Source organism: Microbacterium sp. SCN 69-37, assembly GCF_001724435.1.
Classification (GTDB): Bacteria; Actinomycetota; Actinomycetes; order Actinomycetales; family Microbacteriaceae; genus Microbacterium; species Microbacterium laevaniformans.
In genome coordinates, this window is sequence record NZ_MEEL01000031.1 from 14,621 (window position 1) to 41,288 (window position 26,668).

A 26,668-nucleotide genomic window follows, 5' to 3' on the forward strand; every position below is an offset into this window, starting at 1 on the left:
GCGAGGGCCGGCAGGCCCGGGTCGAGACGCGATCAGCTGGAGCGGTCGACGATGACGTGGGCGAGTTTGACCAGCGCATCGCGCACGGGACCGGCCGGAAGCGGATCGATCGCCGCGATCGCGGCATCCGCCCACTCGTACGCCTTCGCACGGGTCTCGGCCGTCACGGCGTGCGTACGCAGCTGCTGCATCGCCTCATCGAGGATCGCGGGGTCTGCCCCGTCGGCGATGCGCGCCACGCCGTCGTCGATCGTGGCCTTCAGCGCGCGCGAGGCCGGGTCGGCGGCCCGGGCGAGAAGCAGGTAGGGCATGGTCGGCACGCCGGCGCGCAGGTCGGTACCGGGGACCTTGCCGGTCTCGGTGGGATCGTCGGAGAGGTCGATGACGTCGTCGAGCAACTGGAAGGCCACGCCGACCTTCTCGCCGTACTCCAGCGCGGGACGGCGGTACTCCGACGGCGCGTCCGAGAACAGGATGCCGGCCTGAGCGGATGCCGCGATCAGCGATCCGGTCTTGTCGGCCAGCACCTGGAGGTAGAACTCGACGGGGTCCTCACCGGCCTGAGCGCCGACCGTCTCGTGCATCTGTCCGAGGACGAGACGCTCGAACGTGTCGGCCTGCAGACGGATCGCGCGTTCGCCGATCTGCGCCATGAGCTGGCTGGCGCGCGAGAACATGAGGTCGCCGGTGAGGATGGCGACGTTGTTGCCCCAGACGGCGTGGGCGCTGGGCACCCCGCGACGCACGTCCGCGCCGTCCATGACGTCGTCGTGATAGAGCGAGCCCAGGTGGGTCATCTCCAGGGCCGTGGCACCCGTGATGACGTTCTCTGTGGTGCCTTCGCCCAGCTGCGCGGTGAGCAGGGTGAGCATGGGCCGCACCCGCTTGCCGCCTGCCTCGTAGAGATAGCGGGTCGTGGCATCGGCGAGGGCGTCGCTGACGCGCAGCTCACGGGCGAGGGTGTCCTCGACGCGGTCGAGGCCGTCCTCGACGACGGCGAGCAGTTTGCGCATCCGGGGACCGGCGAGCACACGCTCGGCCAGACCGAGGTTGGCCGTCAATCGCGCACCGGCAGCGGAGGAGCTCGCAGTCACCCTCCCAGCCTACCCGCGGCCGTCGCACCCGCGGTCGCGGAGGCCGTTTCGACTCGGGTGCTGCGCGCCCTCGCTCAACGACCGGGAGTCGCTGTCTCGCCCGCTCGGTGAGCGAGGGCAGCGAGTCGAAACGGGGCTCAGACGAGCGGCTTGACCGCGCGGTGCAGCGCGACGATGCCGAAGGTGAGGTCGCGGTGGGCGACGCGGGTCCAGCCGGCGTCGCGGATCCACGACGAGAGCGTCACCTGGTCGGGCCAGTCCTTGATCGACTCGTTGAGGTAGTCGTACGCGTCGGCGTTCGAGCTCACGCTGCGCGCCACCGTCGGCAGGATCCGGTCGTTGTAGAACCGGTAGAGGCTCGCGAACGCGGGGTTCTGCGGGTGCGAGAACTCGCACACCAGCAGCATGCCGCCGGGGGCGGTCACCCGCAGCATCTCGGCGAGCGCCTTCTTCGGGTCGTTGACGTTGCGCAGGCCGAACGAGATGGTGACGACGTCGAACTCGCCGTCGGCGAACGGCAGCGCCATCGCATCGGCTTCGACGAAGGTGACGTTGGGCACGTGTCCGTGACGACGGCGGCCCTCGGCGATCATGCCCGGCGAGAAGTCGCCGGCCACCACCTCTGCGCCGCTGCGCGCCAGGGCGACCGAGCTCGCGCCGGTTCCGGCGGCGAGGTCGAGGATGCGCTGGCCGGGCCGCGGGGCAATGGCACGCGTCGTGGCGATGCGCCACAGCCGGTCGTTGCCGAGGCTCAGCACGGTGTTCGTGCGGTCGTAACCGGCGGCGACCTCGTCGAACATGCCGCTCACGCGGGACGGATCCTTGCCCAGGTCGGCGCGGTGTTCACTCACCCTTCGATCCTAGGCGCGCTCGCGGCAGCGCGGCAGCGCGGCGGCGCGGCAGCGCGGCGGCTCTCAGCGATGAGGCAGCGCCGCGAGAACGGCGAGCCAGCGCGCCGCCGTCGCCTGGTCGTACGGCGCCCGCTCGGCACGGACCTCGACCTCGAGCTCGAGGGCGACGCGTTCGAGGCGCTCGACGATGTCCAAGGGATACCCGTACTGCACGCGATGCTCGTCCCACTCGTCGCGGTCGTCGATCCAGGTGCCGCGGCCGTCGCGGGCACGCACGACGTCGAGATCCATGTCGATGCCCGTGGGGCTCGGGATGCCGGCGGGGTCCGCCGCGGCATCCCATCGCAGATCCCACGCCACATCGATGTAGATCGCGATGCGCGGGTGGGTCGCGTTGAGGGTGGCGGCGTATTCGCCGCTCGGCGGGATCAGGGTGACGTTGTCGCCGTCGCTGACCGTGTCGACGCCCGGTCGGGCACTGCGCCAGCCGTCGCGCTGACCGACCCAGTCGCCGTGGACGTCGCTGCCGAGATACACGCACTCGTGCTCCCAGTGCGGCGCGCCGTCCCACTTGCGCCAGCGGAAGACGAGCGGGGTGCCGGGCGCGGGTCGATCGGTCATGGCGGGAGCCTAACCCGCCCTCACCTTCGGCGCCCGGCTGCGGCGTGCGCCCGGCGGATTAGGCTGATCGGGTGAGTTCCGCGCCGCTCTTGCCACCCCGCCTGCGCATCGTGAGCCGGGAGATCGCCGCGATCGACGACCTGCTCGAATACGCCGACCCGGCCAACCCCCTGGTGTGGGCGCGACGGGGATCGTGGCTCGTGGGCGTCGGCTCGGCGCTGCGCATGGAGGTGCCGGCGGCGGATGCCGCGACCCTCGCCGACCGCTGGCGCGCGGTTGCGGCGGCGGCGACGGTGGACGACCACGTCGGCGTTTCCGGCAGCGGCCTGATCGCCTTCGGCGCGTTGCCGTTCGACGTGCAGTCGGCCGCGACCGCGGTGCTGACGGTGCCGCGGATGACGATCGGCACGCGCGACGGCCGCACCTGGGTGAGCTGGGTGCTGCCCGACGACGGCGCCCCCGAGCCCGACGAGCCCCGCGCGATCGGCTACGGCCCGCACTGGTCGGCCGCGGTGGGACCCGGCGCGCTGACTCCGGAGGGCTATCAGGATGCGGTCCGTGCCGGGCTCGCCGCCATCGCCGCCGGAGAGGTCAGCAAGGTCGTGCTCGCTCGGGAGCTGGCCGGCACGGTTCCCGCCGGCGCCGACCTGCGCCGACTCGCACGCTCGCTCGCCTCCGCGTACCCCGACACGTGGGTCTACGCCGTGCACGGGCTCATCGGCGCGAGCCCCGAAACGCTCGTCACCGTCTCGGGCGGCCAGGTGACCGCGCGCGTGCTGGCCGGCACCGTCGCGCGGGGGTCGGGACCGGATGCCGATCGCGAGGCGGCGCTGCGCCTGGCGACGAGCGCCAAGGACCTCGCCGAGCACCAGTACGCCGTGCGCAGTCTCGTCGACGCCCTCTCGCCGCACGCGAGCGCGCTGGCGGCCGCGGAGCAGCCGTTCACTCTCGCGCTGCCGAACGTCTGGCACCTCGCGACCGATGTGGAGGCCACGACCGCCCCCGAGACCTCCGCCCTCGACCTGCTGGGGGTGCTGCACCCGACGGCGGCCGTCGCGGGAACGCCGACGGCCGCCGCCCTGGCCGCGATCCGTCGCATCGAGCCGTTCGACCGTGGCCGCTACGCCGGACCCGTCGGGTGGGTCGACGTGAACGGCGATGGCGAGTGGGCGATCGCGCTGCGCGGGGCCCAGTTCGATCTCGCGGCGGCGGATGCCGACGGCATCCCGTTCCGCGCGCACGCCGGCGCCGGGATCGTCGCCGGCAGCGACCCCGAGGCCGAGATGCTCGAGACCCGCGTGAAGTTCCGCCCGATCGTCGACGCCCTGGCGTAGGGCGCGCCCGGGGTCAGCTATCGGCGAGGCGTTTCTTCTCGGCCGCGACGTCGAAGTCGGCGGCGGGCCAGTGCGGATCGATGTCTTCGAGGGCATCCAGCAGGAGCGCCTGGACGGCCAGACGCGCGTACCACTTGCGGTTCGCGGGCACGACGAACCACGGGGCTTCGGGCGTCGAGGTGCGCTCGAACACCGTCTGGTAGGCCGCCATGTACTCGTCCCACAGGCGGCGCTCATCGACGTCACCGGGGTTGTACTTCCAGTGCTTGTCGGGCCGCTCCAGCCGCTCCCCCAGCCGGCTCTTCTGCTCGTCGGCGGAGATGTGCAGCATCACTTTGACGATGCGGATGCCGCGATCGACGAGCCCCTTCTCGAAGGCGACGATGGCGTCGTAGCGGCGCTCGATCTCGTCGGCAGGCGCGAGCGCCCGCACCCGGCCGATGAGGACGTCCTCGTAGTGCGACCGGTCGAACACCCCGATGAAGCCGGGTGCGGGCACACGCTTCTCGATGCGCCACAGGAAGTCGTGCGCGAGTTCCTCGGGCGTCGGCTTCTTGAACGCGGCGAGCGCGACGCCCTGCGGATCGACCGATCCGACCACGTGGCGGACGATGCCGCCCTTGCCCGCGGAGTCCATCGCCTGCAGCACCAGCAGCACTGCCGGAGCGCCCTCTTCGACACGGCTCTGCGCGTAGAGGCGCTCCTGCAGCTCATCGAGCTCGTCCGCACCCGCCTCGAGGTCGCTCTGTCCCTGGTCTTTGTCGCCGTCGTAGCCCGGAGTGGATGCCGGATCGAGGTCGGCGAGACGGAAACCCGGGCCGGCGCGCAGGAGGTCGGCGGGATCGGCGTTCCAGTTCTTCTGGCTTTTCGCGGTCATCCCCACATCATGGCGCGGGCAGGCGGATAGGGCCAGGACGTTCAGCGAGCGAGGGCGACTTCGATGATCTGTCGCCCGACGACGCGGGCGGTGAGGGCCTGGTCGAGCTCGGCGCGCGTGGCGACGCGCACGTACTCCCAGCCGTATGCGGCGGCCAGCGGGGCCAGATCCACGTCCTGCGGCGTGTAGAGCACGCGTTGCATGGCGTCGGGCCCGGCGATCTCGGCGACCTCGAGGCCGTCGAAGATCGTGCCCCCGCCGTCGTTGCCGACGACGACCTGCAGCCGCGGCGCCGTCTCGCCGACCGGCAGCAAGAGCGCCCCCACGTCGTAGAGGAACGCGAGATCTCCGGTCAGCACGCGGGTCACGCCGACGTCGCCGCCGGCCTGGCTCGCGATCGCGATCCCCATGCAGGTTGCGATGGTGCCGTCGATGCCGGCGAGACCGCGGTTGGCGTGGACCGGCACCTTCTTGCCGGCGAGCACGCCGTCAGCCACACGCACGAGGCGCGACGAAGCGAAGAACAGGCGGTCGTGCGGCCAGGTCGCCCGCCACACGGCATCGACGAGTCCCGCGCGGTCGATCCGGGCGCGCGCGACGGCGAGCTCGGACGCGATGGCGCCGAGGCGTTCGGCCGGCACCGCAGACGACAGCGCGGCGGCATCCGGAGCCGGCGGGGCGAGATCGACGGCCGCCGCGCGCGAGGCCCGCATCCAGGCGCCGAACCAGTCGCGGTCCATGTCGCCGACGGCGGCCACGACGGCGTCGACGGAGACCGAGACGCCGTTGAGGTTCAGGGGCTCTCCCGGCCCGCGCACGGCGAGCACCTCGACCTCGGCACGCGACAGCAGCGCCGTGACCTCGCGCGTGAGCGTCGGATGACCGAAGACGACGGCGCGCTCGATGCGGCCGCCGAGCTCCGGGTCGCGCAGCAGCCCGCGGTAGCCGTGGACGACGTTACGGCCGAAGCGGGCGCCGCTGACGATCTCGGCGATCAGCGGCCAGCCGCCCGCGTGCGCGAGCGCCTCGGCAGCGGGGCCGGCATCGGCCCCGGCGATCACCACGGTGCGGGGGCCACGCACCAGCACGTGCGGATCGACCTCCGGGTCGGCGGGATGGTTCGCCTCGCCGATGCCGCCGCCGCCCTGGTAGAGCGCTCCCGACGGCTCGGTCGCGCTCAGCTCGTCGCCGGCGACGTCGGGGCCGAGCGCGGGCGCGGGAAGGTCGAGCTCGGTCGTGCCCAGCCACGACGGCAGCACACCGGCGAGGGGCTCACGCAGCGGCAGGTTGAGGTGCACCGGTCCGGCCTGCCTCGTGCCCGCGCCGAGGGCGGCCGCGACCGCGTCCTCCGCGACCCGGCGGAGCATCATCGACTGCTCGCCGGTGCCGTCCGCATCGAGCGCGTCGGGCACGGGCAGGTCTTCTTCCAGACGCATGTTCGGCGCGAACATTCCGGGCTGGCGCGTCGTCTGGTTGGCGCCGACGCCGCGTAGCTCGGGAGGACGGTCGGCCGTGAGCAGCAGCAGGGGCACGCCGGCGTGATGCGCTTCGAGAGCCGCGGGCAGCAGATTCGCGACCGCGGTGCCGGAGGTGCACACGACGGCGGCGGGCATGCCGGACTCGCGGCCGATGCCGAGCGCGGTGAAACCGGCGACGCGTTCGTCGATGCGCACGTGCACGCGTACGTCGCCGCGACTCTCCAGCTCGGCGGCGACCAGGGCAAGCGCCTGAGAGCGCGAGCCGGGGCTGACGACGATGTGGGCGACCCCGAGTTCCGCCAGGCGTCCGAGCAGGGCGGCCGCGGCATCCGTCGCCGGTGCACGACCGGCGAGAGCGCTGTCGTCCATGTCAGGCGACGCTGCCGCGACGGTGCTCGTCCGGGTCGTCGTCGCCGCTCACCGGCGGATGCGGTTGCGGGCCGCGGTCGGGATCGGGCCCCTCGGCGTCGAGGGCGGCGAGCTCCTCTTCGAGGCGACGGATGCGCTCGTCCTGATCGGCGATCGAGACGCTGCGCAGGCTCCCGAGGAAGTCGGGGTTGTCGTCGGGTGCGCGGAAAGCGTTCTGGGGCCGCGCTCGGCCGCGACCGACCACGAACCACATCAGGCCGCCGATGACCGGAAGCAGCACGACGATGACGATCCACAGCGGCTTGCTGACGCCGCGGTGACGCGTGGGCGGCTGCAGGGCGCAGTCGACGATGCTGTACACCCAGAAGGCGATCAGCAACAGCGCCAGAGGCAGCAGAATGCGCACCACCCTTCCATCTTAGGCGGCGCGAACACTGCGAGATCCGAGGTCGGCGGCGCGACGCCGCGCGCGTAGGCTGGACGCATGCGTGTCCGTTCGGCCCTCGTCTACACCGTCCTTCGTTTGCTGGTGTTCGTCGTGCCGTTCGCGATCATGATGCTCTTCCCGATCATGCGCGAGTATTACTGGCTGTCGGCGATCTTCGCCGCGCTCATCGGGCTCAGCCTCTCGGTGCTCTTCCTGCGCCGCCCGCTCGACGATCTGACCGCAGGTCTCGCCGCGCGGCGCCGCACCCGCCGCGACCGCGACGAGGACGCCGAGGATGCCGCGGCCGACCAGGTCACCTCGACGCCCTCGGAGTGAGCTCCTCGGCCGCCCCGCGAGGGCGTGTGCTCAGCCGGTGAAGGCCCAGTAGAGCAGCAGCGACAGGGCCAGCGAGGTCAGCGAGGTCAGCCCCAGCGCGACGACCAGCTCGCGCGGTGCGCGGTACGTCCAGACGATCAGCACGGCGCACGCCGCGGGGATCAGCGCGAGCATCGCCAGCCATGCCAGCGGGTAGAACACCGCGAGGATGGCGACGAGGGCGAAGGCGATGACGACGAGCACCGTGAACAGCACCTGCGTGGCGCGCCGACCGATGCGCACGGTGAGGGTGCGCTTGCCGGCGAGACGGTCCTGATCGATGTCCCGGAGGTTGTTCGCCAGCAGCACGGCGCAGGCCAGCAGGCCGGCGATCACGCCGCCGAACCAGCTCTCTTGCGGGACCGTCCCGATCTGCACGAACGTGGTGCCCACCGTGGCGACGAGGCCGAAGAACACGAAGACGAACAGCTCGCCCAGTCCCGCGTAGCCGTAGGGTCGCTTTCCGCCGGTGTAGAACCACGCGGCGACGAGGCAGGCCGCCCCGATGAGGGCCATCCACCAGTAACCGGTACGGATGATGATGGCCATGCCCGCCACGGCCGCGATGGCGAAGAAGACCAAGGCGACCGTGAGAACGGTGCGCGGCTTCGCCCGACGCGAGGCGGTGAGGCGGGCGGGGCCGACGCGGTGGTCGTCGGTACCGCGGATGCCGTCGCTGTAGTCGTTCGCGTAGTTGACGCCGATCTGGATCGCCACCGCCACGACCAGGCAGCACAGGGCCAGCACCCAGCGCAGCGGCGTCCCGTCGAGACGAGCCGCCCCCGTGCCGATGACCACGGGCGCGACGGCGAGCGGGAGCGTCCGCAGGCGCGCGGCGCCGATCCAGTCGCGCGCGGTGGCCCGTGTCACGTGCGCGGGATCGCCCGACACACGCGCGCGCTGCGGATTGCCGCGCGGCTTCTGCTTCGCGTGATGCGCCGCGCGCGACTTCTTCTTCCGGGTGCTGCCTGCCACGCCAGAATCCTATGCCCGGATGGGCATGGATCCGCTGTGACGCCGACGGCCCGCATCAGCGGCTGTCGCCGGGGCTCTCCGCCCACGTGCGCGCGAGCGCCGTGAGGGCGGCCCGGTCGGGCTTACCGCTGGAGAGCGTCGGCAGTCGCGGCACCCGAAGGATGGCACGCGGCCGCGCCGGGGCGCCGAGCTCATCGCCGACGAGGTCGCGGAGGGTCGGAAGGTCGGGATCGGCCGGCGCATCCGACGACGAGGCGCCGACCGCGACGACGATCGATGCCTCACCCCAGCGCTCGTCGGCGACCGGCACCACGACCGCATCGACGAATCCGGGCAGGGTGCGGACGATCCGCTCGACACGGTCGAGCGAGACGTTGACTCCACCCGACACGATGACGTTGTCGCGGCGGCCGGTGACCGTCAGCCGACCGTCGAAGCGACCGGCGTCGCCGGTGCGATACCAGCGCACACCCGCCTCGTCGCGCACGAACGCGGCGGCGGTGCGCGCCGGGTCGCCGAGGTAGCCGTCCGCGAGAGTCGGCCCCGACACCTGCACCTCTCCGTCGACGATCCGCACGCCCACGCCGTCGAGCGGGATGCCGTCGTACACGCAGCCGCCGGCCGTCTCGCTCGATCCGTAGGTGCGCACGACACGGATGCCGGCCTCGTCCGCGCGGGCAGCGAGCGCCGGCGGCAGGGCCTGCCCACCCACGAGCACCGCCGCGAAGCCGGCGAGCGCGCGGCATCCGGCCGGGTCGTCGAGAAGCGTCTGCAGCTGTGCGGGGACGAGCGAGGTGAACGTCGGCACCCGCTCGCCCCCACGACTGGACGCCATCGAGGATGCCGCCGCCACGAACGACGCGGTACGAAACGGTCCCGCGACGACCGCGGGCTCGTTGCCCGCGACGAGCGCGCGCACCAGCACCTGCACACCGGCGACGTAGCCGGGAGCCAGCGCGAGCAGCCACGATCCGCTGCCGATGCGCGCGGCCGTCGCCATCGCCGACGCCGTCAGCGCCGACCGGCTGAGCGCGACGGCCTTCGGGTAGCCGCTGGAACCGGACGTGGTGACCACCACCGCCGTCCCGGCCGGCACCTCCCGAGGCAGGTCGTCCTCTCCGCCGAGCGCGATCGCGGGCCCGGCGCCGAGCACCGCCGAGCGCAGACCGCGCAGCACCGCGCGGGCATCCGTCGCGTCGACCCTCTCCAGGCGCACGTTCGTCTCCGGGGAGGTCAGTAGTGGTACGGGTACGGCGACCAGTCGGGATCGCGCTTCTGTAGAAAGGCATCGCGGCCTTCGACGGCTTCGTCGGTGCCGTACGCGAGTCGGGTCGCCTCCCCCGCGAACACCTGCTGACCCACCATCCCGTCATCGATCGCGTTGAACGCGAACTTCAGCATGCGGATCGCCGTCGGCGACTTGCCGAGGATCGTCCGCGCCATCGCGACCGCCTCGCGCTCGAGTTCCGCATGCGGCACGACGCGATTGACCGCACCCATCTCGTAGGCACGGGCGGCCGAGTACTCCTCGGCGAGGAAGAACACCTCACGGGCGATCTTCTGGCCGACCTGGCGGGCCATGTACGCCGAGCCGTAACCCGCGTCGAACGATCCGACATCGGCATCCGTCTGCTTGAAACGGCCGTGCTCGGCGCTCGCGATCGACAGGTCGCACACGATGTGCAGCGAGTGCCCTCCGCCCGCGGCCCACCCCGGGATCACCGCGATGACGACCTTCGGCATGAAACGGATGAGGCGCTGCACCTCGAGGATGTGGAGGCGACCGGCGCGTGCCGGGTCGGGAGCGGTCGCGTCGTCGGCGGCGTACGTGTAGCCATCGCGACCGCGGATGCGCTGGTCGCCACCCGAGCAGAACGCCCAGCCGCCGTCCTTCGGGCTCGGACCGTTGCCCGTCAGCAGCACGACCCCGATGCGCGGGTCCTGGCGGGCGATGTCGAGGGCGCGGTAGAGCTCGTCGACGGTGTTCGGGCGGAAGGCGTTTCGCACCTCGGGACGGTCGAACGCGATGCGCGCGATGCGACCGTCGCGCGAGACGTGCGCCGTGATGTCGGTGTACGCGTCCGCACCCGCAGCGAGCATCCACTCCGCGGGATCGAACAGCTCGGAGACGAAGGAGTCGGTCACCCGCCCAGCCTACGCGCGGGGGCCGTGATCCGGCCGGGACGCACCTGCCGCTCCCCTACGCTGGAGCGGTGACGTCGACTCCCCGCATCCTGACCCTGCTCGCCGCCGGCACCCTCGCGCTCGGCCTGTCCGCCTGTGCGTCGACCGGCAGTGCGCAGCGCGCCGAGACCGAATCGCCGACGCCGGCGCAGACCATCGTGGCCGACGCCTGCCCGACGGGGAAGGGCGTCACTCTGGCCGTCGACTCGTCGGCGCTGACGGGCGGCTCGTCTCAGTCCTGGTGCTTCCCCACGATGGACAAGGTCGCGGTGGCCGACGTCGTCGCCGCCGCGGGTCTGAGCATCGAGGGCACGAAGCAGTACGGCGACCAGGTCGTCTGCCGCGTCAACGGGCTGCCCTCGGCATCCGCTCCGGTCGGCTCGGCGCAGGACCCCGCGTACATCGAGAAGTGCGACGCCATGCCCGCGGCGTTCGCCTACTGGGCCCTGTGGACCAAGCCGGCCGACGGAGCCTGGGACTATGCGCAGGAGGGCCTGTCGACGCTGACGGCACAGCCCGGCGAGAGCGTGGAGTTGCTGTTCACCCTCGACGGCGCCCCCGCTGCACCGGCGGCGTGAGCACCACTGCCGCTGATCGCTGCCGACGCGCGTAATCTCGGCGCGTGAGCTTCCGCCCCGGTCCCCTGCGCGCCGCCCTCGCTCTGGCGGTCGGCTTCGTGGCGGTCCGGGTCGTGTACCGGGTGCTCTTCCACGGCGTGGACGGCACCGGCGCGGTGCTGCTGCCGCTGCCGGTGTGGCGACTCGCTCCGCCGCTCGCCCACGTTCGGATGTTCGGCCCGGTCACGGCCGACGGGCTGGCGACGGCCGTGGTCGGCGCACTGCCGATCGCGCTGACGATCATCGTCTTCGGGGTGCTCAGCGCACTGCTCGATCTGCCGCGACTGCTCGCGCGCGGGGCGCGGCGCGGTCCCTTCCAGGGGCTCGCGCGGGCGCTGTCGATCGCGTGGGCCACGCTTCCGGCGCTCGCCGATGCGGCACGCACGGCCCGGCGCGCGCAACGCCTGCGCGGCGAGCGCGGGTTCGGCGCGGGGGTGCGCATCCTCGCGCCGGTGCTGGAGGCGACCATCGAGCGTGCCACCGCCGTCGGCGCGTCTCTGGAGCTGCGCGGCTACGCAGGTCGCAGGATCGAGGGCGACTGCCGCTCTCCGATCGCGCACGGACCTCTCGCGCTCGGGTTCGGTGACGACACCGTCGTGACGATCGACGGGTCGAGCGTCGGGGCGGGTGCGGTGAGCGACGGCATCCGCAGCGGCTCGCTGACGGTGCTCACCGGCGCCACCGGCTCGGGCAAGACCACCCTGCTGCGTGCTCTGAGCGGGCTGCACACCCATCTCGACGGCGGGTGGCTCGACGGCGGCCTGTCGATCGCGGGGCACGATCGCGCCGACACGCCGCCGCGCGACCTGTCGCGGCTCGTCGGCGTGGTGCTGCAGAACCCCCGCGTCGGGTTCGTGACGACGAACGTACGCGATGAGATCGGGCTGGCGCTGGAGCTGCGCGGGCTCGCCCGCGTGCTCGTCGACGAGCGTGTTCGCGACGTCGCCGGGCGGGCGGGTGTCGCCGGACTGCTCGACCGGCCGCTGCGGGAGCTCTCGGCCGGCCAGGCGACGCTCGTCGCCATCGCCGCCGCCATCATCGAGCAGCCGGTGCTGCTGCTCGTGGATGAACCCCTCGCCGACCTCGACCGCACCGCGCGCTCCCGGATCGTGACGCTGCTGGGCGCGCTGGCACACGAGGCCGGCATGTGCGTCGTCGTCGCCGAACACCGCGGCGCCGAGCTCGCCGGCGTTGCCGACGTGTGGCTGCATCTCACCGCGGCATCCGCAGCGACGCCCGCGACCGTCACCACCCGACCCTCGCCGTTCGCAACTCCGGAGTTTCCGCCGCCCCTGCCCACTGAAGGGCCGTCGCGGGCAGCGACCGCAGCGGATCTCCGGAGTTGTGAACCGGCGCTCTCGACGCGGGTGACCGTCCGCTACGGGCAGCGCCTGGCCGTCGACGATGTCGCCGTGACGCTGCACCCGGGCGAGGTGGTGGCGCTGGTCGGGCCCAACGGAGCCGGCAAGTCGAGCCTTCTGCTCACCCTCGCGACCGGCGAGCACGCCCGTGACGTGCGGCTGGTGCCCGACGATGCCGACGCGCTCTTCGTGCGCGACACGGTCGCCGCGGAATGTCGCCGCGCTGACCGGCGGGCGCACGCGGCGACCGGAACGACCGTCGCACGCTTCGCCGCACTGCTCGGACGCGGCGACGAGGATGGAGAGCTGAGGCGACGGCATCCGCGCGACCTGTCCGCCGGACAACGACGGTGTCTGGCGCTGGCGATCCAGACGGCGACGCGCCCCGCGGTGCTGCTGGTCGACGAACCGACGCGCGGACTCGACCCCGACGCGCGGCGGATGGTCGACACCGCCCTCACCTGTATCGCGGATGCCGGGACCGCCGTGCTCGTCGCGACCCACGACGCCGCGGTCATCTCCCGCGCCGACGTGGTGCTCGGCATGGACGCCGGTCGTCTGTCCGCCATGGGCACCGCCTCCGCCCCCGCGACCGCGCCTGCCGCCGCGCCGGGCGAAGACCGCGGCGCCAGGCATCGACCGCGTGCCGAACTCCTCCACTCCGCGCGCGCGCATCCCTCGGAGGCGGCGAGAACCTCCGAACCGGACGAGATCGGAGGAGTTCGGAACACACGAGCGCGGACCACCGCCCGGGCACCGCGGCCACGCCCCGCGCTGACCGTCGCGCTGGTCGCCGCGAACGTCGTCGCCGCTGCCGCGTTTGTCTGGCCGCTCGCCGCGACCGCCCTCCCCGCACAGGCGCAGGCCGCCATCGGTCCGATCGCGCTGGCCCTCGCTCCCCTGGCAGCACTCGCCACCCTCGCGGCGCTCGACACGACAGTCCGCTCGGCGCAGACGCTGGCGCTGCTGGCGGTGCTCGCCGCCATCGGCGCAGCCGTCCGCATCGCGAGCACCGGCGTCGGCGGCGTGGAGGCGCTGTTCGTGCTCCTCATCCTCGCCGGCCGCGCCTACGGCGCTCGTTTCGGGCTGCTGCTGGGCGCGGCATCCGTGGGGCTGTCGGCGTTGCTGTGGGGAGGCGTCGGGCCGTGGCTGCCGTTCCAGATGTTCGCCTGCGCGTGGGTCGCGGCCGGCGCGGGGCTCCTGCCGCGACGGGTGCGCGGCGGGGCGGAGATCGCGATGCTCGTGGGATACGGCGTCGCCGCCGCGTACGCGTTCGGACTCATCATGAACATGTGGTTCTGGCCGTTCGCCGTGGGCGCCGGAACGTCGATCTCGTACGTTCCCGGAGCGCCACTGCCTCAGAACCTGGGCACCTTCCTCGTCTACTCGTTCGTGACATCGACCGTCAGCTGGGACACGGTGCGCGCGCTCACCACGACCGTCGGGATCTGTCTCGTCGGTCGCGCCGTGCTGCGCTGCCTGCGCCGGGCGAAGCCGGTGGCAGCCGCGCCACCACAGGGCCCCGGCGCACGCCCTCGGAGTGCTCTCGCTACAGTCGAATCGTGACGGCAACGGTGCGGCGTTTGACGGCCGAGGAGATCGACACCGACGGATTCCTCGCCCTGTTCGGGGAGGCTGCGGGTCTCGACACCGACGCCCTCATCCGCATCCGCGACGTCGAGCTGCCCACCATGACCGTCGTCGGGACGGTCGACGGCAGCGTGCTCGGCTTCGCCGCGTTCGGCGCCGACACGCACGGCGAAGACCGCACCGATCTGCACTACATCGCCGTCGCACACGAGGCACGCGGAACGGGGCTCGGCTCTCGTCTCGTGGATGCCGCGCGCCGCGTCGACCCGACGCGACCCCTCTATGCGAGCACCGATGACGACGCCGTGGACTTCTACCGTCGCCTCGGCTTCGTCGTCTCCGACGCGCCCGGCGACCCGCGCTGGCCGACGCGGCAGCGCTACGACTGCCTCCTGGAACCCCTGGGCGACCCGGCCGAGGCTTTGACGACCACGGCGCGCAACGGAGGCCGCGACTGATGCTCACCGTCGGGTCGGTGGTGATCCGCGTCGATGATCTGGCGCGAGAGATCGCCTTCTGGACGGCGGCACTCGACTATGCGGCGCGCGAGCCCGTCGGCGACGACTTCGCACTGCTGCATCCGCGCGACGGCGTCGGCGTCAACGTGTCGCTCGACGCCGTCGCGACTCCGCGCGTGCTGCCGCCGCGCATTCATCTCGATCTCTACGCGGATGATCAGGATGCCGAGGTGCGCCGACTCGAAGCGCTCGGGGCCCGTCGGGTGCACGGGGACACGCAACCGCCGGATGCCGACTACGTCATCATGGAGGACCCCGAAGGCAACCGCTTCTGCGTCGTCGCGGCCGGTGAGGCGGGGACGGGCGTCCACGCGGCGTGGGAGAATGGGGCACGGCGTGATCCACCCGAGGATGCCGCCGGAAGGACGAATCGTGCAGATCAGGAACTCCTCGGACTGGCGCGATGCCCTCCCCTTCGAGCTGCCCGTCGCCGCAGCCGAGGCCGTGCCCGGCGATGCCACGCGATGCTCCGGCTGCGGTCCCACGAGTGAGCCGTGGCCGCGCGAGGCATTGTGGGTGGTGAAGCACCGGCATCCGACCAACCCCGCCGGTTTCGTGCGCTTCTACTGCGCCGATCACAAGCCGGCCGCGAAAATGGCTCCGGCCGCCGCGGCGGCGCCCGAACGCGCTCGCCGCACGCGGGCTGCCGCCGGTTCTGATGCGCCGCGCAAGGCACCCGCCCCGATCATCCCCGAGCGCGAGACCGTGCTCTGCCCCGACTGCTTCGTACAGGTTCCCGCCACGGGCGTGTGCGGCATGTGCGGCGCTCGCGTCGGCTGACGCCTGGCCCTCATCCCCGGCTTCGCCGTCGGCGCCGGCAACGCGTCGCCGGCGCCAGCCGCTAGCATCGCGGCATGGTCGTCCTGCACCGCCTCACCCCGGCCATGGATGGCGCGCGCAGAGCCGCCCTGCTGCCCGGGCGCGGATACACGGCGCAGGCGCCCCTGCTCTCCTGGAGCGGATTGCTGCTCGCCGAGGAGGGGTGGGACGTCTACGCCGTCGAGTGGACGGATGCCGCGGCCGAAGATCCGGCGGTGTTCCTCCACGGAGCCTGGGCAGAGGTGACGGCAGTGCTCGACGGCGTCCCCGATCTCGTCGTCGCCAAGTCGCTGGGCACCTTCGCCGCACCGCTCGCGATCGCCGCCGGCATCCCGGGTGTCTGGCTCACCCCGTCGGTGCGTCACGACGTCGTCGCGGATGCGCTGGGTGCGGCATCCGAGGATCATCTCGTCGTGGCGGGAACCGCGGATGCCGCGTGGCGCCGAGACCTCATCGCCGGCACACGAGCTGCCGTCACCGAGATCGCCGACGCCGACCACGGCCTGCTGATCCCGGGCGATTGGCGCGCCTCGTACGCCGCTCATCAGGCGGTTTTCCGCCGCATCTCGGCCCACGTCGCCGCCCTACCGCCGATCTGAGCACCGACGGATGCCGCGGCTGCCTCAGACCGAGAAGTACTTCGCTTCGGGGTGGTGGAAGACGAACGCGTCGGTGGACTGCTCGGGGTGCAGCTGCAGCTCTTCGCTGAGCTCGACGCCCATCCGCTCCGGACGCAGCAGCTCGACGACCTTGCGGCGGTCCTCCATGTCGGGACAGGCCGGGTAGCCGAGCGAGAACCGCGCGCCGCGGTAGTCGAGCGTGAACAATCCCGCGGTGTCGGCCGGGTCTTCCGCGGCGAAACCGAGCTCGGCGCGGATGCGGGCGTGCCAGAACTCGGCGAGCGCCTCGGTCAGCTGCATGACCAGCCCGTTCAGCTCGTAGTAGTCGCGGTAGCGGTCCTCCGCGAACATCTTCGCGGTCACGGCGTCGATCGCCGCTCCGGCGGTCACGAGCTGCACCGGCAGGACGTCGATCTGTCCCGACGCGCGTGAGCGTACGAAGTCGGCGAGGTTCAGGTGCCGGTCGCGGCGCTGGCGCGGGAAGTGGAAGCGCAGCCGGTCGGCTCCGAGCGCGCCGCCCGACCCGCCGTCCGGCGCCAGCAGTCCCGCCCGCCCGAGCAGGCCGGTCGGGTCGTCGCCGTGGTGCAGCACGACGATGTCATCGCCCTCCGACACGACCGGGAAGTACCCGTAGGCGACCGAGGCGTCGAGCATGCGCTCGGCGAGGATGCGGTCGAGCCAGTACCGCAGGCGCGGCCGGCCCTCGGTCTCGACGAGCTGCTCATACGACCGTCCGCCCTCGCCGCGGCCGGGCTTCAGCCCCCACTGCCCCATGAAGGTCGCCCGCTCGTCGAGGAACGCGGCGTAGTCGGCGAGCGCGATGCCGCGGACGATGCGCGTCCCCCAGAACGGCGGGGCGGGCACGGGATTGTCGGATGCCACGTCCGACCGCGCCGGCATCGCCTCGGGCTCGGTGAGGGTCAGACGCGACCCCGCCGCATGGATGCGCTTCTTCAGCGGCGGCAGGCCGACGGCATCCGGTGCTTCGCCGCGCGCGATCCGCACGAGCGGCTCCATGAGGGCGAGCCCCTCGAACGCGTCCTTCGCGTAGCGGACCTCGCCCTCGAAGAGCTCCGCGAGATCCTGTTCGACGTATGCGCGGGTGAGAGCCGCGCCGCCGAGGATGACCGGCCACCTCGTGCCGAGGCCTCGGGCCATGAGCTCCTCGAGGTTCTCCTTCATCACGACGGTCGACTTGACGAGCAGCCCCGAGAGCCCGATCACATCGGCGTCGTGTTCCTCGGCGGCGGCGATGATGTCGGCGATCGGCTGCTTGATGCCCAGGTTGATCACCGTGTAGCCGTTGTTGGTGAGGATGATGTCGACGAGGTTCTTGCCGATGTCGTGCACGTCGCCGCGGACGGTCGCCAGCACGATCGTGCCCTTGCCGGCCTCGTCGGTCTTCTCCATGTGCGGCTCGAGCAGGGCGACCGCGGTCTTCATCACTTCGGCGGACTGCAGCACGAACGGCAGCTGCATCTGGCCCGATCCGAACCGTTCGCCGACGACCTTCATGCCCTCCAGCAGGTGGTCGTTGATGATCTGCAGCGGGCTGAGCGGCGCGGCATCCGCATCGCCGGCGCGCGCCAGGTCGAGATCGGCCTCGAGACCCTTGAGCTCCCCGTCGATGATCCGGCGCTCGAGTCGCTCGCCGACCGGGAGCGCCGCGAGCTCTGCGGCGCGCTGGTCGCGGAGGGCCGCCGTGTCGACCCCGGCGAACAGGTCGAGCATCGTCGCGAGCGGGTCGTAGGTGAGGGTGCCGTCGGCATCCCATTCGCGCCGATCCCAGACGAGGTCGAGCGCGACCTTCCGCTGCTCGTCGGGAAGGGAGGCCAGCGGCACGATCTTCGCGGCGTCGATGATGCCGCTGGTCAGCCCCGCCTGCGTCGCCTCGTGCAGGAACACCGAGTTGAGCACCGAGCGGGCGGCGGGGTTGAGCCCGAACGAGACGTTCGAGACGCCGAGCGTCGTGTTGATGCCCGGGTATTTCGCGACCAGCCCGCGGATCGCCTCGATCGTCTCGATCGCGTCGCGACGGGTCTCCTCCTGGCCGGTCGCGATCGGGAAGGTGAGGCAGTCGACGATGATGTCCTCGACGCGCATCCCCCACGCGCCGACCAGCTCGTCGACGAGGCGCGACGCGATGCGCAGCTTGTCTTCGGCCGTTCGCGCCTGCCCCTGTTCGTCGATCGTCAGGGCGATGACCGCGGTGCCGTGCTCCTTGACGAGCGGCATGATGCGCCCGAAGCGGGATGCCGCGCCGTCGCCGTCCTCGTAGTTCACCGAGTTGACAACGGGCCGGCCGCCGATCAGCTCGAGGCCCGCCTGGATGACGGCCGGCTCGGTCGAGTCGATCACAAGAGGAAGAGTGGATGCCGAGGCGAACCGCGACACGACCTCGCGGATGTCCGCAACGCCGTCGCGGCCGACGTAGTCGACGCACACGTCGAGCAGGTGCGCACCGACGCGGATCTGCCGGCGTGCGATCTCGACGCAGTCGTCCCACCGAGCCTCGAGCATCGCTTCGCGGAAAGCCTTCGACCCGTTCGCGTTGGTCCGCTCCCCGATCGCGAGGTAGCTGGCATCCTGCCGGAACGGCACGTGCTGATACAGCGACGCGACGCCGGGCTCCGTCTCGATCGCCGGTGTCAGCGAGACACCGTTCTCGCGCCGAGACACCGGTGCACTCTCGGTGTCTCGGTGCCCCGGCGGTGTCTCGCGGTCAGGGGTGCGGGTCGCCACGGGGAGATGGCCGACCCGCTCCACGACGGCGGCCAGGTGCTCGGGCGTCGTGCCGCAGCATCCGCCGATGAGGCCGATGCCGAACTCGCGGACGAACTGCTCGTGCGCGGTCGCGAGCTCCGCCGGTGTCAAGGGATAGTGGGCGCCGTCGGCGGTCAGCACCGGGAGCCCCGCGTTGGGCATGCACGCGATCGTCACGGACGAGTGCTTCGAGAGGTGGCGCAGGTGCTCGCTCATCTCGGCCGGTCCCGTCGCACAGTTCAGGCCGATCGCGTCGACGCCCAGTGGCTCCAGCGCCGTGAGCGCCGCCCCGATCTCCGAGCCCATGAGCATGGTGCCCGTGGTCTCGACGGTCACCTCGACGAAGATCGGCAGCCGGATGCCGCGGGCCACGATCGCCTGCTTGCAGCCGTTGATCGCGGCTTTGGTCTGCAGCAGGTCCTGGCTCGTCTCGACCAGGAACGCGTCGGCGCCGCCGTCGATGAGGCCCTCGGCCTGCAGCGCGAACGTCTCCTTCAGATGGGCGTAGGTGGTGTGGCCGAGGCTCGGCAGCTTCGTCCCGGGCCCGATCGACCCGAGCACCCAGCGCATCCTCCCGTCGGCCGCTTCCGCCGCCTCCGCACGCTCGCGGGCGATCCGTGCCCCGGCGGCAGCGAGCTCCGTGATGCGGTCGTCGATGCCGTAGTCGGACAGGTTCGACCAGTTCGCGCCGAACGTGTTGGTCTCCACGGCATCCACGCCGACGGCGAAGTAGGCGTCGTGGATCGCACCGACCACATCGGGACGTGTGACGTTGAGGATCTCATTGCAGCCCTCGAGGCCCTGAAAGTCCGTGTCGATCTGCAGATCGTGGCGCTGCAGCATGGTTCCCATCGCACCGTCGGCGATGACGACCCGCTCCGACAGGGCGTCCAGCAGCGCCTGCGCGCGGGCGGTGCGTGGCACTCCGTCGATGTCGAGCGCGAAGCGGCCGGTGGGCGCGAGGGAGGCGGTCACCGCCCGATTGTCCCACGGCTGTCCGGCACCGGCGCAGCGCGGCAGGATAGGGGCATGAGTCTGCCCCGCGTCGCCGATCTCCTCGCCACGGCGCACGTCGTCTCGCTGCCCCTCGTCACGCGCTTCCGCGGCGTCGAGCACCGCGAGGCGGTGCTGTTCGAAGGTCCCGAAGGCTGGACGGAGTTCTCACCGTTCCTCGAGTATGACGACGCGGAGGCCGCCGTCTGGCTGGCGGCCGCGATCGACTACGGCTGGCGGCACCAGCCGTCGCCGGTGCGCGATCGCGTTCCGGTGAACGCGACCGTTCCCGCCGTGGCCGCAGACCAGGTGGCGACGGTGCTCGCCCGCTTCGACGGCTGCCGCACCGCGAAGGTCAAGGTCGCCGAGCGTGGGCAGACGCTCGCCGACGATGTCGCGCGGGTGCGCGCGGTGCGGGCGGCGATGGGTCCCGAAGGTCGCGTGCGACTCGACGCGAACGGCGGCTGGAACGTCGATGAGGCCGAACATGCCGCCCACGCCCTGGCCGGGTTCGACCTGGAGTATCTCGAGCAGCCCTGCGCGTCGGTCGACGAGCTCGCCGAGCTGCGCCAACGCCTCGCCGACTGGGACCTGCCCATCGCCGCCGATGAATCGGTGCGCAAGGCGGCGGACCCCCTCGACGTCGCGCGCCGGGGCGCCGCCGACCTGCTCGTCGTCAAGGCGCAGCCGCTCGGCGGGGTCGCGCGGGCCCTGTCGATCGTCGCCGACGCGGGCCTTCCCGCGGTCGTCTCCAGCGCCCTCGACACGAGCATCGGCCTAGCGATGGGTGTGACCTTGGCGGCCGCGCTCCCTGAACTGCCCTACGACTGCGGCCTCGGTACGGCATCGCTGCTCGCCGCCGACGTCACGCGCGCACCGCTGCGGCCCGTCGACGGCAGCCTGCCGGTCGGGCGTGTGACACCGGATGCCGCGCTCCTGGCCCGCCACGCGGCATCCCCCGATCGTCGCACCTGGTGGCTCGAACGCCTCGAGCGCTGCTCCGCGCTGATCTAGGAGCGTCTAGGAGCGGAACACCGCGGCGCCGCCGTCGGCGACGATCGCCGGCACCAGGGCTTCGATACGGCGACGAAGGTCGTCCGTGACGCGATCGGAGGACTTGCCCTCCAGGGTGGCCGTCGTGCAGGTCTCGTTCGAGACGTCCAGGAGCACGCGCGCCGCGTCGCGCACCGGCATCCGCAGGGTGAGGTCGTAGGTCGCGACGATGTGCTGCAGAAAGCCCTCGATCCGTTCGAGCACGCGGCGCTGCAGGGTGAGGAAGGCCTCGGCCAGACGCTGGTCACGCAGAGCCTGCGCGCGGATCTCGGTCAGCAGGTGCGGGTCCATCTCCTCGCCGAACGGGGCTCCGAGATGTCCGACGAGATCGGAGATGTCGATCTGGCCGTCGGGTGAGAGGCGCTGCACTCGACTCTCCACCGCGTCCAGCTTGGCGTCCGACAGTCGCGTGACGAGCGCCAGGAACAGCTCGTCCTTCGTCTCGAAGTTGGAGTAGAACGCACCGCGCGTGAAGCCGGCCCGTTCGCAGATCGCCTCCACGGAGGCGGCGTCCATGCCGACCTCCGAGAAGACCTCGTGGGCGGCATCCAGCAGGCGAGCGCGGGTCTGCTCCCGGCGTTGGCTGGGCGGGCGGCCGGCATCCGTGCGGTCGGCGACGTCGGTCACTGTCCCTCCCTCCGTTGACGACGGCGGCGCCGCCGTCGCTGTCGCGTCTCAGTTCACATCGAGTGCTCAGGATTGCGCGAATCCCTGCTCTTAGGATACATCTGTGTATCGGATACAGCGGTGTATCGAACATTCCCTGTCCGTCACTGTCCCGAACGTCTGAACCGGAGCACCCCGTGTCCACACTTCTGTTTTCGCTCGGCCGCTGGTCGTACCGCCACTCCTGGCGGGTCCTCATGTCGTGGCTGCTGCTGCTGGGCGTGATCGGCGGCGCCGTCGGGGTGGGTGTCGCCACCGGCGCCGTGAAGGGGTTCGACAACTCCTTCTCCATCCCAGGGACCGAAGGGCAGGAGGGCCTGGAGCTTCTCAACCGCACCTTCCCTCAGGCCGCCGGCACCAGTGCGCAGTACGTGATCGTGGCGGCGCCCGGTCAACACGTCGACGACGCGCCCTACAACGACCAGATCGCGACGACCGTCACCGATCTCGGAAAGCTCGACGGCGTGCTGGCGGTCACCGATCCGTTCAACAAGAACGTGACCGGCATGGTCAGCGACGACGGCCAGGCCGCGCTCATCCGCCTGCAGTTCGAGGGCAGTGTCACCAACGTCCCCGCCGCCACGAAGACCGCCCTTCAAGACATGGCGACGAGTCTCGGCGCAGCCCTGCCGGCCGGATCCACGGTCGTGGTCGGTGGTGATCTGTTCTCGATCTCGCTGCCCAGCCTGTCGGTGACGGAGGTCATCGGCGTGCTCGTGGCGCTGTTCGTGCTCATCATCACGTTCCGCTCCCTCGCCGTCGCGTGGTTCCCCCTCGTCAGCGCGATCATCGGGGTGGTGCTCTCGGTCGTACTGATCTTCGCCTCGACGGCCTTCGCGACGGTGTCCTCCACGACGCCGATGCTCGCGATCATGCTCGGGTTGGCCGTCGGCATCGACTACGCGCTGTTCATCGTCGCGCGACATCAAGACCAGGTGCGCGCCGGTATCGATCCCGAGGAGTCCGCCGCGCGCGCGACCGGCACGGCCGGCTCCGCCGTCATGTTCGCCGGCGTCACGGTGCTGATCGCGCTCGTCGGTCTGGGTTTTGCCGGCATCCCCTTCCTCACCACGATGGGTCTGGCCGCCGCGGGCGCCGTCGCCGTCGCGGTCGCCGTCGCCGTCACCCTCACCCCGGCGCTCCTCGGCTTCGCCAAGGGCCGCGTCGCCGGCTGGCCGCGGGGTCTGGGGCGCGGCATCCCGTTCGGGCGCCGCCGCCGCGCGGCGCGCACGCGGGGGGATGCCGAGGACAGCGCCGCACCGGCGGCGTCGGCAGCTTCGAAGAAGACGAACCCGTGGGTGGCGCTCGTGACCCGGCATCCGGTCGTCAGCGCCCTGTCGGTGATCCTGGTGCTCGGCATCGCGGCGATTCCCGCGTCGAGCCTGCAGCTCGCCCTGCCGAACGCGGGAATGCAGCCCGCCTCCAGCGAAGCGCGGCAGGCCTACGACCTGACCGCCGAGCACTTCGGGCCGGGCGCGAACGGGCCGCTCATTCTCACCGGTACGATCGTCACCTCGACCGACCCACTGACGCTCATGGCGGACCTGAAGGCCGACGTCGAGAAGATCCCCGGCGTGAAGACGGTCGCCCTGTCCACCCCGAACCAGACCGCCGACACGGGTCTCGTCCAGATCGTGCCGACCACGGCACCGGATGCCCCGCAGACGGCCGACCTCGTGCGGGAGCTGCGCGCCCACCACGACGAATGGCTGCAGAAGTACGGCATCGACCTCAAGGTCACCGGCTTCACGGCGATCGCGATCGACATCTCCGACCGCCTGGGGGCCGCCCTGCTGCCGTTCGGCCTTTTCGTCGTCGGCCTGTCGTTCATCCTGCTGATGATCGTGTTCCGCTCGATCTGGGTGCCGCTGAAGGCGACCCTGGGCTACCTGCTGTCGATCCTCGCCGCGTTCGGCGCCGTCGCGGCGGTGTTCGAGTGGGGCTGGCTGGCCGACGCGCTGCACGTGACGCGCACCGGACCGGTGATCAGCTTCATGCCGATCATCCTCATGGGCGTGCTGTTCGGGCTCGCGATGGACTACGAGGTCTTCCTCGTCTCCCGCATGCGCGAGGACTACGTGCACACCCGGCGCGCTCGCGGCGGACGGGCCGATCGGCAGACGGCCGTCGGGGCGGTGCGCAGCGGCTTCACGGCGTCGGCGCGCGTGGTGACCGCCGCCGCGGTCATCATGTTCGCCGTCTTCGCGGCCTTCATCCCCGAAGGCGATACGTCGATCAAACCGATCGCGCTCGGACTCGCCGTCGGCATCGCCGTCGATGCGTTCCTCGTGCGAATGACGCTCGGACCGGCGATCATGGCACTGCTGGGCGAGAAGGCCTGGTGGATGCCGAGGTGGCTCGACCGCGCACTGCCGCACTTCGATATCGAGGGCGAGGCCGTCGAACGCGAGCTCGCGCTGACCGCCTGGCCGGAGCCCGACTACACCGGCGCGCTGGCCGCAGACGACCTGTCGGTCCGCGTCGAGGGCGGCAAGGGGGTCGGCGACATCACGCTCTTCCGCTCCTCCTCCATCCGCCTCGAGCAGGGCGGCACGCTCCTGGCGACCGCGGCCGATCCGCGCGCCGGTCGCGCCTTCGTCCTCACCGTCGCGGGCCGGGTCGACCCGAGCGAGGGACGCCTGCGCGTCGCGGGTCACCTGCTGCCCGGACGCGGCGCCTGGGTGCGCGCGCACGTCGGTGTCGCCCTGCTCGAGGGCGCCGCCGCGCCCCTCACCGAGCTGCGCCGGGCGCTCGCCGGCGGAACCACGATGGTCGTCATCGACGGTCTCGACACCTTGACCGGCGCCGATCGCGATCAGGCTGCCGCGCTGCTGCGCGACGCGCAGGAGCGCGCCGCCGCCCGCACCACCCGCAGCGGTGCTCCCGCCCATCCGCTCACCATCGTCGCCTCCGCCCGTCGCGAGGGCCCCGCCCTCGACGTGCTCGCCGACGCCCACCGCCAGAGCGTGACCGCGCTGGCCCTCACCACCGGCACCGCCGACTCTCCCACGCAGGTGATCTCCGCATGACTCTCTCCCTCGAACGCGCCCGCTCCCGTCGCCCCGTCACCTGGCTCACGCTGCTCGGCGTGCTCCTGCTGCCCGTGCTGATCGGCGGCATCCTGCTCGCGGCGCTCTACAACCCCACCGAGCGCCTCGACAACGTGCGCGCCGCGATCGTCAACAACGACAAGCCGGTCACGATCAACGGGCAGACGGCTCCGCTGGGCCGCCAGCTCACCGCGGGTCTGGTGGAGGGCTCTCCCGATGTGCCCAGCAACCTCGACTGGGTGATCTCCAACACCGACGACGCGGCCGCCGGCCTCGCCGACGGCAGCTACGACGCGGTGATCACGATTCCGGAGAACTTCTCCGCCGCCGCGACCTCGACCGCACCGGGGAAGACGCCCGAGAAGGCCACGATCCAGGTCCAGACCGCTCCGGACGGCCGCGTCGTCGACGGCGCGATCACCGCGACGATCACGCAGACCGCGGCATCCGTGTTCGGCAGCGCCGTGTCACAGCAGTACCTCACCAACGTGCTCATGGGCTTCACGAACCTGCACGACCAGCTCGGTCAGGCCGCCGGCGGTGCCGACCAGCTCGCCAGCGGCGCGCAGCAGGCGGCCAACGGAGCCGCTCAGCTGCCCAGCGGCGCGACCGCTCTCGCCTCGGGCGCAGGTCAGCTCGGCACGGGGGCGAGCGACCTGTCGTCGGGTCTCGACAAGCTGGCGACCGGGGCCACCGGCTCCGCGGCGGGAGCAGGTCAGCTCGCCGACGGGCTGAACCAGCTGTCGGCGCAGTTCACCGCCACGACTCCGAACACTCTCGGCGGCACGGTGTCGACCACGGCGCAGTACGCGTCGGCGGCAGCGGCGGCGACGCAAGAGCTCGCGGCGAAGTACCAGAAGCAGCTCGTGGAGAACGCCTGCAACCCGGCGTCGCCGGTCCAGACGCCCACCTGCGCCGCGCTGCTGACGTTGGCGACGGACGTCCAGAGCTCCGCGACCAACGCCGGCTACGCGGCGGGGTACGCGAACGGCCTGAAGAACGAGGCCGTCCCCGAGGCGGTGAAGGGCGTGAACCAGCTCGCCGGAGGGGCGCAGTCGCTGCAGTCCGGCCTCGGCCAGCTCGCCGGCGGCATCGGCCAGGCCGCCACCGGCGCCACAGGACTGTCGACGGGCGCCTCGCAGCTCGCCGACGGAGCTTCGCAGCTCGCCGACGGCGCGACCCAGCTCAGCACCGGTGTGAATCAGCTCGCCACCGGGTCCAGCTCGCTGGCGCAGGGCCTGGACTCGGCGGTCTCGCAGATCCCCACCTACTCGCAGCAGCAGGCCGACGCGACCGCCAAGGTCGTCGCGAACCCGGTGAGCGCGGACGGCATCGGCACCAACCTCTTCGGCGCGTCGGCGATCCCGCTCCTGGCGATGCTCGCGCTGTGGTTCGGGGGTCTCGGCTCGTTCATCGCACTTCAGGCCGTGCCGCGGCACGCGCTGAGCTCGCGGCGTCCGTCGGTGCTCCTGGCCCTGCGCAGTCTCGCACCGGCCGCCGGCATCGGGGCCGCCCAGGGCCTGCTGGTCGCGGGGGTCGCCCAGATCGCGGCGAACTACGACGCCGGCACCTGGTTCGCCTTCGCCGGTCTCGCCGTCGTCGCGGGCGTCTCCTTCGCGGCGGTCAACCAGGCGCTCGTCGCGATCTTCGGGGGCGCGGGTCGCTGGATCTCGACGCTCGTGGGGGTGCTCGCGGTGGCGACCGGCATCGTCTCGACCATCCCCGGCATCCTCGCCTCGGTCGCCGCAGTCATGCCCACCGCCCCCGCCTACACCGCGCTGCTGGCGGCGATCACCTCCGCCGGTGGGCTCGGTGCGGGGCTCGCCGGCATGATCGCGTGGGCGGCACTGGCGTTCGTCGCGACGACGATCGCGGTGACCCGCCGCCGGACGGCGAACACGCGGGCATTGCTCGCCGCACCCCCCGCCCTGGCCTGACAGCCCGCCCAGCGGACCCGCGAAGGGCTGAGTTGGCGCGGGCGCCGGAAAGAACTCCCCGGATGCCGGCGCGCGCGCCAACTGAACGCGCGCGCC

Annotated in this window: 22 protein-coding genes; 11 read left to right on the top strand and 11 right to left on the bottom strand. The window is 71.9% G+C overall.

Annotated features, from left to right (window positions below; genetic code table 11):
* Nucleotides 1-32: 32 nt before the first annotated feature.
* The 3 genes from ABS64_RS09570 to ABS64_RS09580 all read right to left on the bottom strand — a co-directional run bounded on the left by ABS64_RS09570 (nucleotide 33) and on the right by ABS64_RS09580 (nucleotide 2,566).
* Nucleotides 33-1,094: a polyprenyl synthetase family protein gene (locus tag ABS64_RS09570; RefSeq protein ID WP_204947710.1), complete on the bottom strand. Its 1,062-nt coding sequence runs from the start codon at nucleotides 1,092-1,094 to the stop codon at nucleotides 33-35.
* Nucleotides 1,095-1,231: 137 nt separating this feature from the next.
* A complete protein-coding gene (locus ABS64_RS09575) occupies nucleotides 1,232-1,945 on the bottom strand; it encodes a class I SAM-dependent methyltransferase (RefSeq protein ID WP_036287402.1) in 714 nt (237 codons plus the stop codon).
* A 63-nt stretch (nucleotides 1,946-2,008) separates the two neighbouring features.
* Nucleotides 2,009-2,566 (bottom strand): hypothetical protein, encoded by a 558-nt coding sequence (locus ABS64_RS09580; RefSeq protein WP_288121521.1) that lies wholly within the window; start codon nucleotides 2,564-2,566, stop codon nucleotides 2,009-2,011.
* Nucleotides 2,567-2,637: 71 nt separating this feature from the next.
* Here ABS64_RS09580 and ABS64_RS09585 point away from each other — a divergent pair, with 71 nt between their 5' ends.
* The gene (locus ABS64_RS09585) at nucleotides 2,638-3,900 is read left to right on the top strand and encodes a chorismate-binding protein (protein WP_292683207.1); all 1,263 of its coding nucleotides are present in this window, start codon (nucleotides 2,638-2,640) and stop codon (nucleotides 3,898-3,900) included.
* Nucleotides 3,901-3,913: 13 nt separating this feature from the next.
* Here ABS64_RS09585 and ABS64_RS09590 read toward each other — a convergent pair whose 3' ends face one another.
* From ABS64_RS09590 to ABS64_RS09600, 3 genes are read right to left on the bottom strand one after another with little or no spacing between them, the layout of a single operon-like run.
* A complete protein-coding gene (locus tag ABS64_RS09590; RefSeq protein WP_288121520.1) occupies nucleotides 3,914-4,777 on the bottom strand; it encodes a polyphosphate kinase 2 family protein in 864 nt (287 codons plus the stop codon).
* 41 nt (nucleotides 4,778-4,818) lie between these two features.
* Nucleotides 4,819-6,624 (bottom strand): 2-succinyl-5-enolpyruvyl-6-hydroxy-3-cyclohexene-1-carboxylic-acid synthase, encoded by a 1,806-nt coding sequence (menD, locus tag ABS64_RS09595; RefSeq protein WP_288121519.1) that lies wholly within the window; start codon nucleotides 6,622-6,624, stop codon nucleotides 4,819-4,821.
* Between the two features lies 1 nt (nucleotide 6,625).
* The gene (locus ABS64_RS09600; protein ID WP_288121518.1) at nucleotides 6,626-7,033 is read right to left on the bottom strand and encodes a PLD nuclease N-terminal domain-containing protein; all 408 of its coding nucleotides are present in this window, start codon (nucleotides 7,031-7,033) and stop codon (nucleotides 6,626-6,628) included.
* Between the two features lie 75 nt (nucleotides 7,034-7,108).
* On the opposite strand from ABS64_RS09600, the gene ABS64_RS09605 reads away from it, so the two are divergent.
* Complete coding sequence (locus tag ABS64_RS09605) at nucleotides 7,109-7,387, top strand: DUF4229 domain-containing protein (RefSeq protein ID WP_036287421.1); 279 nt, start codon at nucleotides 7,109-7,111, stop codon at nucleotides 7,385-7,387.
* Nucleotides 7,388-7,417: 30 nt separating this feature from the next.
* Here ABS64_RS09605 and ABS64_RS09610 read toward each other — a convergent pair whose 3' ends face one another.
* Genes ABS64_RS09610 through ABS64_RS09620 form a run of 3 tightly spaced genes read right to left on the bottom strand, consistent with a single transcriptional unit; the run spans nucleotide 7,418 to nucleotide 10,546 of the window.
* Nucleotides 7,418-8,401, bottom strand: coding sequence for a 1,4-dihydroxy-2-naphthoate polyprenyltransferase (locus ABS64_RS09610; protein WP_288121517.1), 984 nt, complete (start codon nucleotides 8,399-8,401; stop codon nucleotides 7,418-7,420).
* A 55-nt stretch (nucleotides 8,402-8,456) separates the two neighbouring features.
* The gene (locus ABS64_RS09615) at nucleotides 8,457-9,617 is read right to left on the bottom strand and encodes an AMP-binding protein (RefSeq protein WP_292683213.1); all 1,161 of its coding nucleotides are present in this window, start codon (nucleotides 9,615-9,617) and stop codon (nucleotides 8,457-8,459) included.
* A 17-nt stretch (nucleotides 9,618-9,634) separates the two neighbouring features.
* Nucleotides 9,635-10,546: a 1,4-dihydroxy-2-naphthoyl-CoA synthase gene (locus tag ABS64_RS09620; RefSeq protein WP_292683216.1), complete on the bottom strand. Its 912-nt coding sequence runs from the start codon at nucleotides 10,544-10,546 to the stop codon at nucleotides 9,635-9,637.
* Between the two features lie 68 nt (nucleotides 10,547-10,614).
* On the opposite strand from ABS64_RS09620, the gene ABS64_RS09625 reads away from it, so the two are divergent.
* The 6 genes from ABS64_RS09625 to ABS64_RS09650 all read left to right on the top strand — a co-directional run bounded on the left by ABS64_RS09625 (nucleotide 10,615) and on the right by ABS64_RS09650 (nucleotide 16,089).
* The gene (locus tag ABS64_RS09625) at nucleotides 10,615-11,163 is read left to right on the top strand and encodes a hypothetical protein (RefSeq protein ID WP_288121516.1); all 549 of its coding nucleotides are present in this window, start codon (nucleotides 10,615-10,617) and stop codon (nucleotides 11,161-11,163) included.
* 44 nt (nucleotides 11,164-11,207) lie between these two features.
* Complete coding sequence (locus ABS64_RS09630; RefSeq protein WP_292683219.1) at nucleotides 11,208-14,129, top strand: ABC transporter ATP-binding protein; 2,922 nt, start codon at nucleotides 11,208-11,210, stop codon at nucleotides 14,127-14,129.
* The gene (locus ABS64_RS09635) at nucleotides 14,126-14,611 is read left to right on the top strand and encodes a GNAT family N-acetyltransferase (protein ID WP_292683223.1); all 486 of its coding nucleotides are present in this window, start codon (nucleotides 14,126-14,128) and stop codon (nucleotides 14,609-14,611) included. The genes ABS64_RS09630 and ABS64_RS09635 overlap by 4 nt, the downstream gene beginning before the upstream one ends.
* Entirely contained in the window at nucleotides 14,611-15,162 is a 552-nt protein-coding gene (locus tag ABS64_RS14685; protein WP_363331279.1) for a VOC family protein, read from the top strand. The genes ABS64_RS09635 and ABS64_RS14685 overlap by 1 nt, the downstream gene beginning before the upstream one ends.
* Before the next feature lie 25 nt (nucleotides 15,163-15,187).
* The gene (locus ABS64_RS09645; protein WP_231477149.1) at nucleotides 15,188-15,451 is read left to right on the top strand and encodes a hypothetical protein; all 264 of its coding nucleotides are present in this window, start codon (nucleotides 15,188-15,190) and stop codon (nucleotides 15,449-15,451) included.
* 74 nt (nucleotides 15,452-15,525) lie between these two features.
* Nucleotides 15,526-16,089, top strand: coding sequence for a hypothetical protein (locus tag ABS64_RS09650; RefSeq protein ID WP_036287436.1), 564 nt, complete (start codon nucleotides 15,526-15,528; stop codon nucleotides 16,087-16,089).
* Nucleotides 16,090-16,113: 24 nt separating this feature from the next.
* Here the strand turns inward: ABS64_RS09650 and ABS64_RS09655 are convergent, their stop codons facing one another.
* A complete protein-coding gene (locus ABS64_RS09655) occupies nucleotides 16,114-19,848 on the bottom strand; it encodes a homocysteine S-methyltransferase family protein (RefSeq protein ID WP_292683226.1) in 3,735 nt (1,244 codons plus the stop codon).
* Nucleotides 19,849-19,902: 54 nt separating this feature from the next.
* On the opposite strand from ABS64_RS09655, the gene ABS64_RS09660 reads away from it, so the two are divergent.
* Nucleotides 19,903-20,880, top strand: a complete 978-nt coding sequence (locus tag ABS64_RS09660; RefSeq protein WP_061682482.1) for an o-succinylbenzoate synthase — start codon at nucleotides 19,903-19,905, stop codon at nucleotides 20,878-20,880.
* Between the two features lie 6 nt (nucleotides 20,881-20,886).
* On the opposite strand, the gene ABS64_RS09665 is transcribed toward ABS64_RS09660, so the two are convergent.
* On the bottom strand, nucleotides 20,887-21,546 hold the full coding sequence (locus ABS64_RS09665; RefSeq protein WP_292683231.1) for a TetR/AcrR family transcriptional regulator: 660 nt from the start codon (nucleotides 21,544-21,546) through the stop codon (nucleotides 20,887-20,889).
* Nucleotides 21,547-21,722: 176 nt separating this feature from the next.
* Here ABS64_RS09665 and ABS64_RS09670 point away from each other — a divergent pair, with 176 nt between their 5' ends.
* A complete protein-coding gene (locus tag ABS64_RS09670; RefSeq protein WP_292683234.1) occupies nucleotides 21,723-24,614 on the top strand; it encodes an MMPL family transporter in 2,892 nt (963 codons plus the stop codon).
* Nucleotides 24,611-26,572, top strand: coding sequence for a YhgE/Pip family protein (locus ABS64_RS09675; RefSeq protein WP_292683236.1), 1,962 nt, complete (start codon nucleotides 24,611-24,613; stop codon nucleotides 26,570-26,572). The genes ABS64_RS09670 and ABS64_RS09675 overlap by 4 nt, the downstream gene beginning before the upstream one ends.
* Nucleotides 26,573-26,668 lie beyond the last annotated feature (96 nt).